This window comes from Pantoea sp. EKM10T, from assembly GCF_011800685.1.
GTDB classification, from domain to species: domain Bacteria; phylum Pseudomonadota; class Gammaproteobacteria; order Enterobacterales; family Enterobacteriaceae; genus Pantoea; species Pantoea agglomerans.
Map to the genome: position 1 here is coordinate 375,113 of NZ_JAALEU010000003.1, position 14,927 is coordinate 390,039.

Genomic DNA, 14,927 nt, shown 5'->3' on the forward strand with positions numbered 1-14,927 from the left:
CCGCCATGATCGGGTTACACGTCAGTTATTGATAGTACCAGCGAAAACTGGAGTGAAAATAACGCGCGTTATCGTAACCTTAGAACTCTACATTTTTCATTCAAAAACAGTAACTTCTCCTCTGATTACAGTTCGCCTATGCTGGCTGCTCATTAAATTTCACTTCAGAAGGATCTGTTATGTTTGTTGTGCCCGCATCCTACAGTGCAGAGGCTGTTGAGTGCCTTTATGAAGTCATCGGCATACTCAACCTGAACGGCGTACGCTGCCACGTTATCTTTGACAGTCAGGCATCCCGCGCCGCAGTGATCCAGGCGGATGCGACAGAGGAACATGGCGAAATGCGCCATCCTGTGCTGGCCGTGCTGGAAATGGAACGCGTAACGAGTATCAACACTATACTGCGCATCAAATCGTTCTGGACCGATTCCGAGGGCGCTCAATCAGGTGTGGAACCAGGCACTCTGGCAAAAGCGTTGTATAAAGCGCTGACAACAAAGAAACATATCACGCTGGTGGGATTGTAGGCATTCTGAAGCCCGTGAAGAACGGGCTGTAACTGTCAGGTGTTGAGAGAGATAAACGCGGGGGATGAGCATGATAATTCCACAGGTGCACAAGAGTACTTAATGCTGATCCGCGCATCCTGCCTGATCGGGCGTCTGATGGCAGTGGAAGATTCCGCTTTATTATTGACGTGTTGATACTGCTCTGTGTGAAGACACAGAGAATGCCTTGCTGAAGTCCCGGATGCGTTCCTCCCGGCCCACGGCAAGGGCAAACAGCACGCCACCCACAATTGAGAACAGCCCCAGAACACCCCATGCCAGCGTCATATCAGTGCCGCCACCCAGATGCTTGAGGTATCCGGCAACAAGGGGGCCGCCAAACTGTCCAATGAAGTTGCTGCATGCGCCGACAAAAGCCACCGCAGGGACTGCTTTCTTTGTCGGGAGAATTTCAGTCAGCCTGACGTAAACCAGCGGCACCAGCATCTTCATTGTCAGGCCGACAAACATGAACAAACCTATCTGAGCCCAGTAATATGACAGCGGCACAAAAGCGGCAGCCAGTAATGCCACACCACAGAGGACGGTGGGAATAGCGGCATGCAGTCGTCGCTCCTGGTTGTATTTATCTGAACGCCGGGTGATATACCAGATGCCCAGCATCGTCATCAGGAAAGGCATCCCGCTGATGAGACCAACCATAAATTCACTGAGCGTGCCATACCCTTTGAGAGCTGTCGGCAGCCAGAGCGTAAAACCGTAAGCGAGCATGCTATGCAGGGAGTAGCCGATCAGCATCAGCCAGAGGGCCGGTATTTTGAGAATGGTCCACCAGGGATCGGATTTCTCATTCCTGTAGTTTGACTGCTCAGCCGCCAGGTCTTTCTGGATATAATCCCGATCTTCGGCACTCAGCCAGCCAGCGGCCTGAATACTTTTAGGTACCAGATAAAACCAGATGATGCAGAACAGCCAGGCCGGTGCACCTTCAATCACCATCATCATGCGCCAGTTATGATGTGCAAGGATCCAGCCAGATATCGGACCGGCCAGAAACGCGCCCGCACCCAGGCTAAGATTCCAGATTCCGAATGCCCGCCCCCGTTCAGGCTTCATAAACCACTGGGCCAGGAACATGGCCGTGGCGGCCTGAATTGGACCTTCAGCGATGCCCAGTAAGAAACGGATCGCTACCAGTTCACCGAAGTTACGCGTCAGGCCGGTAAGCATTGCGCAGGCCCCAAACAGAAACAGGCTGATGCCTATTATTTTCCGTGATCCAAAACGGAGAGCCAGCCATCCTGCGGTAAATTGCGTGGCGACGTAACCCCAGGCAAAGGCACCGCCAAGCCAGCCGGCTTCAACAGGACTCAGGCCCATTTCAGCTGTTATATGGGGCAGCGCCATACCTATATTCACCCGATCAAAAAATGAAATGGTATACATGATGAATACAGCAGGTAATATAATTGTCCAGCGTTTATTTCCGATAAGCGCATGACCCTTGAGAGTTTTCTCACTCATGATAACTTCCTCATTTAACACTGTTGCAGGGGGAGGAAATGCTGATTTCAGATTCTTTTAAATATTAGTCAAAATTTTTTATTCATTACCCGAAGGATGTTACGGAGAAATGAGCAGCCTGAGAGCAAAAGGCGCGGATAAACAGGCAAGGCGTCAGAATTCATGATTGGCTCTAAATGCCTGATATTTATAAAAACTTCCAGGGCATATTTAATCCAGCAAGACTATCTGAATGTCGACAATTCAACGGATGGCTGATATACCCCCAGACAGAGTTTATGCTTAAATCAAAGTCAGCCCTTCAACCAGAAATTATTAACAATGCTACCGTTTGTCAGTTCAATAACGCCCTCTCCTCTCAGATTCAGATAAATTTATTGTGCCTGAGGCGTCAGGTTAATTAATAGATTGATATTTTCCCGCAGCCCCTCAACTTAACGAGGGGCGCAGTGACATTAAACATGCCGTGATGTACGCGGAAACCTACTCAGCCAGCGCCCGCATTTCTTTAATGAGGTCTGATTTGCCTTCGAAACCGATACCCGGCAGTTCCGGCATAATAATATGGCCATCTTCAACTTTTACCGAGTCCGGGAAACCGCCGTAAGGCTGGAACAGATCAGGATAGCTTTCGTTACCACCCAGACCGAGGCCTGCGGCGATATTCAGGGACATCTGATGGCCGCCATGAGGTATGCAGCGTGACGGTGACCAGCCAAACTGCTCCAGCACATCCAGTGTGCGCAGATACTCAACCAGCCCATAGGAGAGCGCGCAGTCAAATTGCAGATAGTCGCGATCCGGACGCATACCGCCATATCGCAGCAGGTTTCGCGCGTCCTGATGAGAAAAGAGGTTTTCGCCCGTTGCCATTGCGCCTGGATAGAACTCCGACAGGGCTGCCTGCAGAGAATAATCGAGCGGATCGCCAACCTCTTCGTACCAAAAGAGCGGGAATTCACGCAGCATTTTTGCGTAGGCAATACCGGTTTCCAGATCAAAGCGACCATTAGCATCAACGGCGAGGCGCGCTTCGCTGCCGATTTCCTCCAGTACGGCCTCAATACGGCGGCGGTCTTCGTCCAGAGAGGCACCACCGATTTTCATTTTCACAACGTTATAGCCGCGGTTCAGGTAGCCGCGCATTTCCTGTCGCAGTGCGCCAAGGTCTTTACCTGGATAGTAATAACCCCCAGCCGCATAGACGAAGACGCGCGGATTAGCCTCAACGCCCTTCATTTCGGCCAGCAGGCGGAACAGCGGCTTGTTTGCAATTTTTGCCGTTGCATCCCAGATGGCCATGTCCAGGGTTCCCACTGCAACTGAACGCTCGCCATGACCGCCAGGTTTTTCGTTGCTCATCATCACGGCCCAGACTTTGTGCGGATCCAGATTGTTACCTTTGGCATTCAGCAGGCTTTCGGGATCGGCTTCAAGAATGCGATCGCGGAAGCGTTCCCGGATCAGGCCACCCTGGCCATAACGGCCGTTAGAGTTAAAGCCGTATCCCACTACACGGCGCCCGTCGACTTCAACATCTGTCACAACGGCGACCAGGCTTGTCGTCATCTTGCTGAAATCGATGTACGCGTTACGAATAGGGGAAGCAATGGGTTTGGTAATTTCTACAACATCAAGGATGCGCATGATCTCTCCGGTAGTTCTCAGTCAAAGACTGTTTTACTAAAATACCTACGCAATCAGTTATGTCATGCCATCTGTTTATCGGCATTCATCGGCACAATGAAGTAGCGTAGTGTTAAAGGACCTGATTGTTCTGTCTGCTATTATCCTAAGCAGTACGTGGGTTCCGTTCTAATGCCAAAGAGGCAGCCTGTAATGCAAAATCGGCATCACCTGGAGTTAACCTGGCTTGAAGACTGTATTGCGCTGGCGCAATCACTCAATTTTTCCCGTGCGGCAGCTTCACGATATGTGACACAGCCTGCATTCAGCCGCAGAATCGTCTCGCTAGAAGAGTGGCTTGGCACGCCAATTTTTGAAAGAAATCGTCGGGGCGTCAGCCTGACCCGCGCCGGAGAGGTTTTCGTCAGGCAGGTGCCGGAACTTATTCGTGCGCTTTATACCCTGAGGAGTGAATCTATCGAGGCCGCAGGAGAGGCCCGGCCGGATGTTATTTTTTCCGCCACGCATGCCCTGTCATTTTCTTTTTTCCCGGCACTCATGCGTAACAACGAAAAAATTGCCCGCTTCGGATCTTTTCGACTGTTATCAGACTCATTAAGTGCCTGCGAACGCATGATTGAGAAAGGTGACGCGCAATTTCTGCTTTCTTATTACCATCCTCATATGCACATTCATCTCGATCAGTCGAAATATCTCAGCGTCCGGCTTGGACGGGAAGTTTTACAGCCGTATTCACGATGCGATCCGACAACGCGTGAGCCTCTATTCCATGCGTCAGGCGGTAAGAAGTTTCCTTTCCTCTCCTATTCTGCTGAATCCGGCCTGGGCCGCATCCTGTCTAATACCTCACAGGTTAACCGGGCCAGACGCGGAATGGATATTGCTTTCACGGCTGATCTTGCTGCCACCTTACTCGCCATGGTCAAAGCCGGAGACGGCATCGCATGGCTGCCGGAAACACTGGCAGCGCCGGATGTTGATGCTGGCTCGATTGCCGTAGCAGCTAATAAGGAGAGCGCACTCTGGATACCCATAGAGATCCGGCTGTTCAGACCCGCAGCGAGGATGTCCCGGGCGGTAGAAGCGTTGTGGGAAATTTTCTTAGATGGTCAAATCTGAGCGGAAAACCATTTTGCGCTGATCGCGACGGCATCTGAAATGAATAAAGCGAGAACACATCAGAACCACAAGCTGACGCTCTAAGTTCCCTGACAAGCAGAGTTGCACAAACTACCCATGTCAATATAAACACCGCTTGCCTTCATGCGACCGACCGGAGATTAACTAGCTTGCGCTGCGGTTTCCCGGTTTTCACGCATGACATCGACTGGGTAAGACGCCCCAGGCACTATAAGCAGGTAATCGGGATAACCGATGATGGGAATGAAATCGGGTATTAAATCAAGTGGGTTAAACAGTATAGGCTGCGACAGTCAACGCCAGCACTTTAGCGAGCATCGGCGTGCGGAGATCGCGGGCGGCAAGCCATACCGCGTGCAGTCCCGTTTGATGTTTCACACCCATTGTCTGGTGTCAGCAATAAGTTTGATAGTCACTAACAGGCATTAACTTATTGAGACGTGCTTACTTTACGCTTCCGCATAGTTGCTCTCTGACAGGCACAAGCTTCGTGCTGAAACTAAGCGCCGTTCTCTGTCACTCAACAACGTTCAGTGCATTAGCATCCCAGGCTTTCATCGCGGTTGATACCGCCGAATCGAGTTCATTGCCGGTTGCGCCATCACGGGCTTCAGTCGACAGGCCGATCTCAAAACTGTGAAGGGTCGTGGCCAGCGCGCGCACGTCGGTATCGGAAGCCAGGAGTCCCGCCTCTTTCGCTCTTGTGACACATCGCAAAAATCCCGCCCTGGTCCGATCGCGCTGCGCTGCCAGAATCTCACGAATGTGCTCGTTCGCTGGCGAACAGGTATTAACGGATAGCGCAATCAGGCAACCACTGGGATGCCCCTGTTCTGTCTGCATTTTTGCAGAACGACGCAACGCCAGTTCAATAGCGTCACGGGGTTCAAGCGTGTCATCCCATAGGCAATCGTTAACCTGACCAAAAGTCGTCATATAACAATCGACAACCTCCTCAAACAGCGCTTCTTTTGAACCAAACGCGGCGTAGAAACTTGGGGCGGTGATGCCGTTGCCGAGGTTTGACTTGAGCATGGCAAGCGAAGTGGACTCGTAACCATGCTGCCAGAAAAGGGTCATCGCCTGACGAATTGCCTCTTCCCGGTCAAATGTCCGTGGGCGTCCCATCTGAGCCATATCCGCTCCTTTTTCGCTTATCGTATATAAATACTAATCGATACATATATACTTGACAAGCCTCAGTGTGCCCTATACTTTCTGATATATACCGATCGGTATATATATTGTAAAACCCGTTATCCGGAGGGTTTCGCAATTTTTAGTCGTTACAAACTAAAAAAGGGGCCAACGTGCACGCCAATACAGTATTCAGTGAGACCACAACACAACGGGGTCTGCCACTGGCTTCCCTGCTGGCATTTGCCATGACAGGCTTTATTGCCATCCTGACCGAGACCCTTCCGGCGGGTTTACTTCCGGAAATTGGAATGGGTCTTGACGTATCTCAGGTGATGGCGGGTCAGCTGGTCAGCATTTATGCGCTGGGTTCGCTACTCGCGGCAATCCCTCTGACGGTTCTGACCAGTGGCTGGCGTCGTAAAAAGGTACTATTACTCGCCGTAGGTACCTTCCTGATTTTCAACACTATTACCACCCTTTCGTTCAGTTACTGGCTGACGATGGCAGCCCGATTCATGTCGGGTGTGGCTGCAGGACTTGCATGGGGAATTCTGGCGGGCTATGCCCGCCGCCTCGTTCCTGCTGAAATGCAGGGCCGCGCTCTCGCTATTGCTATGGTTGGAATACCGGTTGCCCTGTCCCTTGGAACCCCGGCTGGCGCATGGCTTGGCAGCACGATGGGATGGAGAGTCCCCTTTGGTATCATGGCAGCATTGGCAGTCATTCTGTTCATCTGGACATGGGTGGCGGTTCCTGACCTGCCGGGACAGCAGGCCGACCGCCGACTACCGGTATGGCAAGTTTTCCAGATGCCCGGAGTCAGACCTGTTCTGGCGGTTATCTTTCTATGGATGACGGCACACAATATTCTTTATACATTCATCGGACCGTTCCTGCAGTTGTCGGGGCTGACCGGAAATGTCGGGCTTATCCTGCTGATTTTTGGCATTGCGGCACTTATTGGCATCTGGATAACCGGGATGCTGGTGGATCGCCATCTGCGCAATCTGGTTCTGCTCAGTCTGGCGGCACTGGCAGCGGTTTCTGTGGCACTCGCCGCAGGCATGCGGGAACAGATTGTGGTCTTTCTGGCCGTCATCGTATGGGGATGGTCGTTTGGCGGCGCGTCAACTCAGATGCAGACGGCTGCCGCTGATGCGGCAGGCAATCATGTCGATGTCGTTCAGGCAATGGTTACAACTGCCTGGAATCTGGCTATCGCAAGCGGCGGCGTCATTGGTGGTCTGCTTCTCAATAATGCCGGTGCGGTATCTTTCCCATGGGCGCTACTGATCTTTATGGCTGTTGCGTTGATTATCGCCTGGTGCGCGAAAAAGCATGCTTTCAGGCCCGGTGCAAGAGAACCTTTAGTAAAATAGTGACTTCCAGGGACGTCCGGAACGGACGCCCTGTTTTGGCACCAACCGCCTGCTTTGAATATCTAAAAGAGACCTCAGTTATTTAAGTCGTCCATTTGGGCACTCTTTAAATAGAACTATCGGATTCGTTGCTTCCCGAAATATTCTTTTGTTTTTTGTCTGGAAGACAAGCCATTGAGATAATGCCAGTGAGTACGATGAGAGAACTCATGCCTGCAAAAACAACCATCAGACTCGCAGCGGCGGCCAGTCCGGAAAGGAGACCAGAAAGTGCTTCAGCAGTATTAGCCAGGGTAGAAAACGTGCCGAATGTCTTGCCTGTGTTCTCTGCAAAAGACCATGACTGTATGAGTGTCACCAGAAAAATATCAACGAATGCACCACTCATACCAAGGACGAATGCTACCGGCAGCAGAGCCTCGAGCGAATAGAGGGCAATAAATGACATTAAAACCAGTAAAATTCCGTAAAAGAACCAATTGCGCATAACATTCAATGGTGAAATATTTATGGCAAACCGTCCGTAAATGAGACCCCCGGTAATTGTGCCTGCAGCCATTAGAGAAAATATCCAGCTGGTAAATATCTCCCCATTCCCCTGACTGACAGCTACAGCGGGGATAATAAAACGAAGTAATGATCCGGTAAAGAGAATGCAAACAGATGAACCAAAAATAGCAATAAAAAAGCCAGGAGCTTCCTGAAATAAACTTTTAATGCAGGATAGATTCTCCTGATATACTTGTTTCAATCTGAACGCCGACGTTTTATTCTGTGAATTTTCTGAAAACGTACAAAGTATAACAATTGAAATTGCATACGTTAATGTATTGAACATCAGCACCCAGGGCTTGTCTGCCAATGAGAGTATAACTGAACATTTGATGCGCCAATTGTCTGCCATCCAGCCACCAGCGGGGCCGAAAAATAGAAAAGGAATAAAACGAAAAAAATAGACGCAGCCGGCAAGAAGATAATTATTATGCGTGTTCTCGAGCACAATAAACACAAAAACGACCTCATATACATAATCGCCCAACTTCGAGATGAAAAGAGAAGCGAGTAACGTGCGGAAATCTTTAATTTTCAGCCAGTTCATTGAAGTCTATTCCAATATTAAAATCTGAAGCACCTGGCGCAGACACACCCTCTGCAAATTCGATTATGCTAACGTCCCTGAGCATGTAATGTGAGTTTATGTGGCCAATAAACGACGAAGCAAAGCTGAGTGCTATGCCCATACCAATACACATATGCATGCCCGTGCCGAATGATAGTGGCTTTTCTTTTCGCCCCGCAATAAAACGGAATGGGTTATCGAAAACTTTTTCATCGAAGTTAGCCAGCGCCGTGTAAAACATGACCCTGTCACCTTCTTTAAGGTTCTGGCCTCGGAAAATCAGGTCCTGCGCTATTACTCTACCTACAGAAAGAACGGGACTGTATAAGCGAGAAGCTTCTACAACGATATCCCGAACATTGACTGTATTCACCTTCAGGTTGAAGTGAGAAATGGCCCAGAGCGCAGCGACAATGAGTGGCATAACGCTGTCGACTTTATCAGCCCCATAACCTCATTGATTACTAATCTGTACGGCAACGCTCTGGCCCCTCTTACAGAGAAGCCTCTAAACTAAAAGACATTATTCAATTTGTTAATATTGAAGCGCCGCCTGTTAACTTACATCAAAATTTTTCTCCCTGATATTATTACATTTTTTAGTTAACAACCTACTGCCCGAGCTGCGTGGTGTAATTAGCGGGCACCCAGCGATAAGCGTTACCTTCATGCTGAACATGGCCCAGGCCAGGGAAGGCGATATGCGCCGCAGCCACCCAGTAGCCCTGATCTGCAGCCTGTTTCAGTACCCTTTCACGTGTAGTGATAGCCTGTTTCTGATCGACATCAAAATGGATGGCCACTTCAGGATCGGGCAATTGCACCGCTTTGGCATGGATGATATCTCCCCACAGCACCAGGGTCTGACCTTCACTCTCTACGCGATAAAGTACGCTACCCGGCGTGTGCCCAGCTGTCGACTCTGCACGGATTCCCCCCGTTAATGTGGCTGGTGCCATAAACGTTTTAAGCAGGCCAGCATTGATGACTGGGCGAAGAGTCCGTTCAGATTCTGTAAAGGTATGAGCCTGACTCGCCTCTACCCTGCTGACGTTAGCCGGATTAAGCCAGAAATCGACATCCCGTTTATCCACGAACACTTCGGCCTTTGGAAAAGCAGGCTTGCCCGCGCGCGCGACACCGCCTGAATGATCGGCATGAATATGGGTTAAAAGTACGGCATCGATCGACTCTGCCGGATAGCCAGCGGCGGCCAGATTAGTCAGCAGATGTCCGCCATTGTGTCCAAAAAGCTCACCGGCCCCGGTATCGACTAAAATGCGCTTTTTACCATCATCGATAACGAAGGCATTGATTGATGTTTCGGCCTGCGGCGTCATCGAATCTCTGGCCATTTCCTGGTTTAGTTTTTCAGGCGAAATGTTAGTCAGTAATTTATTCAGGGGAACGGTCACCGTGCCGTCGGAAACCGCGGTAATGCGTAATTTACCCAATGTCATCCGGTAATAACCCGGAGCTTGCTGATCCCCCGCAGAGGTCTGTTCGGCCGCATAGACCGGACTGAACGCGATAAGAGAAGCCACCAGCATCAGTAAAATTTTCATAAATATCTCTCCAGAAAGTTTCATCACAACGTGGTGGGCAGTATCATTACGCAACCTGCATCACTCAAATTGATTAAACTGATGCTCACTATCAGAGAAAATGATTTTCATCGAATCGACCTGAATTTACTGACGGTGTTGTTGGTTCTGAAGCGGGAAGGCAGCGTGTCGCGTGCGGCAGAAAAGCTGCATCTGGGTCAGCCAGCAGTCAGTAATGCACTGGCCCGATTGCGGCTAATGTTCAGCGATCCACTGTTTGTGCGCACGGCGAAAGGCATGGAGCCTACCCCGCGTGCTGAAGCGCTGATCGCTGAGCTGGGCCCGTTAATGGCACAGATGCAGAACGTATTGTTTCAGCCAGCATCCTTCACGCCTTCTGAGGCGACACATGTTTTTCGGCTGGGGATGAGCGACTGGGTTGAACGCTGGCTGATGCCGGGACTATATGCGCGCATCACACGCACCGCTCCCGGCGTGACTCTTCAGGTTACGGCCAGCGATCCCTTCCGGGATGCGGAGCTGGTCGCGCGCGGAGAGATCGATCTTGCCATTTCGGTTGGCGAGAGCACACCCGCCACGCTCCAGCGCGAGAAAATTGTGTCACACAACTTTTGTACGTTGTGGCACCCGGAACAGCTTTCGTTGCGTGCACCGTTGACGCTGGAGGATTATGTGGCGCATGACCATCTGCTGGTTTCCTATCGCGGGGCGAACTGGAGCGCCATCGATGACCAGCTTGCGGCATCAGGAAAGGCACGTTCGATTCGCTACGTGACGCCGCATTTTTCATCCCTGCCTCCGCTGCTGGCGTGCGCACCCGCGTTAGCCACCGTTCCCGCCGGGCTGTCGGTTGAGTGGGTGACGCATTACGGCTTATGCTGTAGCCCGGTACCCATTGAAACACCGGAAATAGCCCTGTCACTGCTCTGGCATAAACGGCTTGATAACGATTTGTCACTGCGCTGGCTCAGGGAGGAACTGCGTAGCGTGATGACAGAACGAACCTGAATAGCTGCTCTCATGTGAAGCTAAGACCTGTAGTGACACCTTCGTTCGATGAGGACCTTAACCTCATGTTATTGAGTGCAAATTCAAAGAGGACATGAATAAGCAGGTAAAAATTTTACCTGCTCTGCTCTCTATCCGCGTGATGCTGTTTGACGTCTACACCATCCCTTTTAAATCGCCGTTTTAACCTATAAAACTCAGTACCTCGCCCGGCTACTGCTCAGGTGCGGAAAAAAGGCAGGCGACGGCAAGGCTTCCGGGGCAGTTGGCTCAGCGTTCAGCATGCGCAAAAATGACTCAGCCCAGTGATGGCTGTTGTGCATATGCAGTCCCTTCATCAGACGGGCATGCAGAGACCGCCGTTCGTGTAACGGCATCTGCAATGCACGATGTACCGCACTGGCCATTGCATCAGGATCATAAGGATTGACGATGATGGCACCCTCCATCTGCCCGGCTGCACCGGCAAACTGCGAGAGGATAAGCACCCCGGGATTTTTCGGGTCCTGTAAGGCGATATACATTTTGGCCATCAGGCTCATGCCTGCCATCAACGGCGTCACCAGCGCAACGCGTGAGGCACGATAGATACCGGCCTGCTCTTCCCGGCTGTAACCATGAGTCAGATAGTTCACCGGATACCAGTTCATTGTGCCATGCACGCCGTTAAGTTCCCCGCACAGTGCTTCCAGAGCGTGACCGAGTTCTGACGCATCATGTGCGTGTCCGGCTGCCGGAGGCGCCAGCTGCAACAGCGTGATATTTTTCTGGTAGCAATCATGTTTTCGCAGCAGCACTTCCAGGGTGCTAATTCGGTAGGGCAGCCCTGAGCTCTCATCAAGATGGCCGCCGCTTAGCACGGTATTTTCGGGCAGGCTTTCGCGGCACTGCATCTCCATGTAAGCACAGCTGTTGCTATCACGCAGAGACTGGACATCGTCAAGGTCAATTCCGACAGGAAACACACCCACCCTGATAATCCGGCCATGAACACGAAAGCTTTGCGCCTCCAGCCGTTCAATACGGAATTCGCTCTCCAGCCAGACCAGGAAGTTATTCATATCCTGCACGGTCTGAAAGCCAATCAGATCACAACATAACAGAGAGTCAGTGAACCAGCGCCATTCGGGTATGGTTTCAAACATTCTGCCAGCCGGGAAAGGTTGATGCAGAAAAATACCCACTAAGTTGGTCAGCCCTTCTTCACGGATATAGGTGGCACTGCCAAGCAGATGATAATCCTGAATCCAGATAACATCGTCGGGTGCGGCGTTTTCGCAGATGGCGCGCGCATAGGCTTTATTGATGTTTTTATATTCCTGATAGCCGCTGGCGGAAAAACGGGCCATGTCCGGACGCTGATGAAAAACAGGCCAGAGCCCTTTATGAATATAATTGTGGTACCCCTCATTAAGCTCGCCAGGCGTATACGGGAAGGTCACGGTTTCATACTGACCCATCTGCTGCACGGCGTAGGGTCTTGACGCATCCGGAGACATCACCCTGCTTTCACCATCCCAGCTAATCCAGACGCCTCCCTGGCGGGAAAGTATGCCGTCATAAATTGCAGTAAGCGTCGAACGTTGACATTGATTATGCGAAACAAGAATAAGGCCTGACATGCTGTATTCCTTAAGAACCCGCTGCGGAGAGGCACCAGTGCCTGGCAGCGAGCCGCTATTAATAGGAGGTCGGAGAATAAACTGGAGAAAACCACTCATGAATGTGCACCCTGTCCACTTAATGCCTGCAGACGCTTTTTGCAAAATCGGGTTGTGACCGCCATCGTGTAACGTTGTCACGTAAATGCCCGGTGCCGTTAATTAAACCGAACGGCCTGTAAAAAAGGCGTAAAAAGAGTCTGATGAAGTGTAAAAACGCTGCAAATCACGCGCCCGATATAGCATTAGCGGGCAGCATGGCGCAAAAAGTCAGTGAGTTGAAGACAGTGAATATACGCGGGTATAAATAAGGCGGGTTGGCCCGGTTCCGCTCACCCTCAAAGCTGGTTTGATAAATGCGTGGCCGGGCCGTTTTATTTCGGAAACAGAGAACTTAAAAATCTCTTTGTTAATTCAGAGCTGAGCGATCATTGTCTGGAATGATACGCCGTTAAAAAATTTGACCTCCCCGACTTTTTTAAATCCCCTTTTCTCATAAAAAGGGACGGCAAGGAGTGAAGACCGTACGCTGATTTCTGAACGCAGTTCGGGAATCGCCCGCTGCCAGAGTGCCCTCGCTACCCCTTTTCGCTGAAATTTCGGATGTACAAAAAGGTATTTAACTAAATTGCCTTCGAAAAGGGTGAGTACGCCTGTCACCTCACCTCTTTCCACGGCAATCAGCCAGAGATAGTCATCTGAAACAATCAACGGTTTAAGCGCATCGGGTTTTATGCTGTCGATAAACCATTGCGGACAGGGTTCCGTCTCTGAAAAATTACATTGCATCGACACAATATGTATCAGCTCACTGATGCCTGCCGCATCAGACTCCAACGCCGTTCTGATTTCCATTCTTTTGTAATTCCCCCCTGATTTGGTTAAGGCAAGGGGATGAGGTTTGCCATTTGAAAAGCCATCCACTCCCCTTTTCCGCTGAATCCCGGTCCGTGGACCCGCGTCCTGATGATTAAAGCACCGTGACTTTGCCCTGGAAAATCACCGGACCGGACGGCCCGCTGAGCTTAGATCCCCCCACCGGCTCCAGACTTACCGCCAGTACCGTCTGATTATCTAACTCGCCAGGCGGTAACCGGAAAACATTACTGTCGCGGTGATTGATCAGCCCCAGAGATTGTGGCGCAGCACTGCCCCTGATCAGCCAGAGCTGCAGGTTTTTATTCTCTGGCAGCGTGATGTTCAGCGCCGAAACCTGAAGGAGTGAAGCTGACTTATCCAGATTCACCACAAACTGTGCATCGGGCTGTGCGCCGCTGAGTACCGCAATCGGCTGCAGGGATTGTGGGGCATCAGGCTTGCTTAAATGGGTGAAAATGAGGATGCCAGCCATTGCCGCCGCCAGGCCCCAGCCGAACCAGAAGCCAGGATGCCTGCGGATTGATGTCGTGCCAGAGACGCCAGTGTTCGGGCCAAGATCCTGCTCAATCTGCTGCCAGACCGCAGAAGACGGGATAACGTCGTGTGTGAGCAGATCAATGCCGCTGAACGCTTTCTGCCAGTTCAGCACATCCGCGGCGAATACTGAATCGTCATTGAGGCGTTTATCCAGCCGATGACGGGTCACATCGTCGGTAAGACCAAGCACATATTCGGCCGCAGTGAGATCATGTTGTTCCTGACCAGTCATAAGCCTATGCACTCCCGAAGATGGGTTAACGCGCGACGGATCCAGCTTTTCACCGTCCCTTCCGGCTGACTCATGGAGAGCGCAATCTCACTCTGTGACAGGCCACGATAATAGGCGAGCGAAATACTTTGTCGCTGTTCGGAAGGTAAGTGCGCCATACAGTGCTGAAGGCGACGCGCTTCCGCATGACTCGCATCGGCAGGAAGTGGCGTCTGGAAACCCGCTTCCGCTTCGCTGACCTCCTCCACGGAACAGCTTCTGTTTTCATGTTTACGGAGGAAATCAATCGCCCGATTTCTGGCAATGTGGCTGAGCCAGATATGCGGCTCACTGCGCTTATCGTCGTAATAGTTAGCCGACTGCCAGATTTGAATAAACGTATCGTGCAGGATCTCTTCTGCCCAGTCCCGGCGTCTCACCATCCGCAGGATGATCCCATAGAGTCGGGGCGACAGAACGCGGTAAAGCTGCTCAAGAGCAGCTTTATCACCGACGGCTATCTGGTTCATTAAACCGGCCTGAATATGGGGCACATTTTTTGTCATCGGCTTCCCTGTGAAAGATGTAGCCACGCGATAAGTGGCTA

15 protein-coding genes are annotated in these 14,927 nt (G+C 51.1%); 4 read left to right on the forward strand and 11 right to left on the reverse strand.

All coding sequences use genetic code 11. The annotated features are described in order from the left end of the window. The first annotated feature begins 179 nt into the window (after positions 1-179). On the forward strand, positions 180-527 hold the full coding sequence (locus HFD95_RS08220; RefSeq protein ID WP_031591685.1) for a hypothetical protein: 348 nt from the start codon (positions 180-182) through the stop codon (positions 525-527). 162 nt (positions 528-689) lie between these two features. On the opposite strand, the gene HFD95_RS08225 is transcribed toward HFD95_RS08220, so the two are convergent. Both HFD95_RS08225 and HFD95_RS08230 read right to left on the reverse strand, forming a co-directional pair. Further along, positions 690-2,033, reverse strand: a complete 1,344-nt coding sequence (locus HFD95_RS08225; RefSeq protein ID WP_039389826.1) for an MFS transporter — start codon at positions 2,031-2,033, stop codon at positions 690-692. A gap of 483 nt (positions 2,034-2,516) precedes the next feature. Beyond that, a complete protein-coding gene (locus HFD95_RS08230; RefSeq protein WP_039389824.1) occupies positions 2,517-3,680 on the reverse strand; it encodes a mandelate racemase/muconate lactonizing enzyme family protein in 1,164 nt (387 codons plus the stop codon). Between the two features lie 192 nt (positions 3,681-3,872). On the opposite strand from HFD95_RS08230, the gene HFD95_RS08235 reads away from it, so the two are divergent. Beyond that, positions 3,873-4,799 carry a LysR family transcriptional regulator gene (locus tag HFD95_RS08235; RefSeq protein ID WP_129063333.1) on the forward strand — a complete coding sequence of 309 codons (927 nt, stop codon included), beginning with the start codon at positions 3,873-3,875 and terminating at the stop codon, positions 4,797-4,799. A 161-nt stretch (positions 4,800-4,960) separates the two neighbouring features. Here HFD95_RS08235 and HFD95_RS22100 read toward each other — a convergent pair whose 3' ends face one another. Together HFD95_RS22100 and HFD95_RS08245 are read right to left on the reverse strand one after the other, a co-directional pair. Continuing rightward, positions 4,961-5,113 carry a DUF1232 domain-containing protein gene (locus HFD95_RS22100; RefSeq protein WP_306278135.1) on the reverse strand — a complete coding sequence of 51 codons (153 nt, stop codon included), beginning with the start codon at positions 5,111-5,113 and terminating at the stop codon, positions 4,961-4,963. A 223-nt stretch (positions 5,114-5,336) separates the two neighbouring features. After that, positions 5,337-5,957: a TetR/AcrR family transcriptional regulator gene (locus HFD95_RS08245; RefSeq protein WP_052271365.1), complete on the reverse strand. Its 621-nt coding sequence runs from the start codon at positions 5,955-5,957 to the stop codon at positions 5,337-5,339. Positions 5,958-6,130: 173 nt separating this feature from the next. Between HFD95_RS08245 and HFD95_RS08250 the strand changes: the two genes are divergently transcribed. Beyond that, a complete protein-coding gene (locus tag HFD95_RS08250; RefSeq protein WP_052271364.1) occupies positions 6,131-7,339 on the forward strand; it encodes an MFS transporter in 1,209 nt (402 codons plus the stop codon). 106 nt (positions 7,340-7,445) lie between these two features. Here HFD95_RS08250 and HFD95_RS08255 read toward each other — a convergent pair whose 3' ends face one another. The 3 genes from HFD95_RS08255 to HFD95_RS08265 all read right to left on the reverse strand — a co-directional run bounded on the left by HFD95_RS08255 (position 7,446) and on the right by HFD95_RS08265 (position 10,024). Continuing rightward, positions 7,446-8,438 carry an MFS transporter gene (locus HFD95_RS08255; protein WP_167430093.1) on the reverse strand — a complete coding sequence of 331 codons (993 nt, stop codon included), beginning with the start codon at positions 8,436-8,438 and terminating at the stop codon, positions 7,446-7,448. Next, positions 8,419-8,883, reverse strand: coding sequence for a cytochrome P450 (locus HFD95_RS08260; RefSeq protein WP_229518700.1), 465 nt, complete (start codon positions 8,881-8,883; stop codon positions 8,419-8,421). The genes HFD95_RS08255 and HFD95_RS08260 overlap by 20 nt, the downstream gene beginning before the upstream one ends. Positions 8,884-9,070: 187 nt before the next feature. Beyond that, entirely contained in the window at positions 9,071-10,024 is a 954-nt protein-coding gene (locus HFD95_RS08265; protein WP_167430094.1) for an MBL fold metallo-hydrolase, read from the reverse strand. 81 nt (positions 10,025-10,105) lie between these two features. Here HFD95_RS08265 and HFD95_RS08270 point away from each other — a divergent pair, with 81 nt between their 5' ends. Beyond that, positions 10,106-11,032 carry a LysR family transcriptional regulator gene (locus tag HFD95_RS08270; RefSeq protein ID WP_060679400.1) on the forward strand — a complete coding sequence of 309 codons (927 nt, stop codon included), beginning with the start codon at positions 10,106-10,108 and terminating at the stop codon, positions 11,030-11,032. A gap of 197 nt (positions 11,033-11,229) precedes the next feature. Here the strand turns inward: HFD95_RS08270 and HFD95_RS08275 are convergent, their stop codons facing one another. The 4 genes from HFD95_RS08275 to HFD95_RS08290 all read right to left on the reverse strand — a co-directional run bounded on the left by HFD95_RS08275 (position 11,230) and on the right by HFD95_RS08290 (position 14,886). Then, positions 11,230-12,654, reverse strand: a complete 1,425-nt coding sequence (locus tag HFD95_RS08275; protein WP_167430095.1) for a trehalose-6-phosphate synthase — start codon at positions 12,652-12,654, stop codon at positions 11,230-11,232. Between the two features lie 453 nt (positions 12,655-13,107). After that, positions 13,108-13,617, reverse strand: coding sequence for a GNAT family N-acetyltransferase (locus HFD95_RS08280; protein ID WP_243208625.1), 510 nt, complete (start codon positions 13,615-13,617; stop codon positions 13,108-13,110). A 46-nt stretch (positions 13,618-13,663) separates the two neighbouring features. After that, on the reverse strand, positions 13,664-14,341 hold the full coding sequence (locus tag HFD95_RS08285; RefSeq protein ID WP_167430096.1) for an anti-sigma factor domain-containing protein: 678 nt from the start codon (positions 14,339-14,341) through the stop codon (positions 13,664-13,666). Continuing rightward, positions 14,338-14,886, reverse strand: coding sequence for a sigma-70 family RNA polymerase sigma factor (locus HFD95_RS08290; RefSeq protein ID WP_167430097.1), 549 nt, complete (start codon positions 14,884-14,886; stop codon positions 14,338-14,340). The genes HFD95_RS08285 and HFD95_RS08290 overlap by 4 nt, the downstream gene beginning before the upstream one ends. Positions 14,887-14,927: the final 41 nt, after the last annotated feature.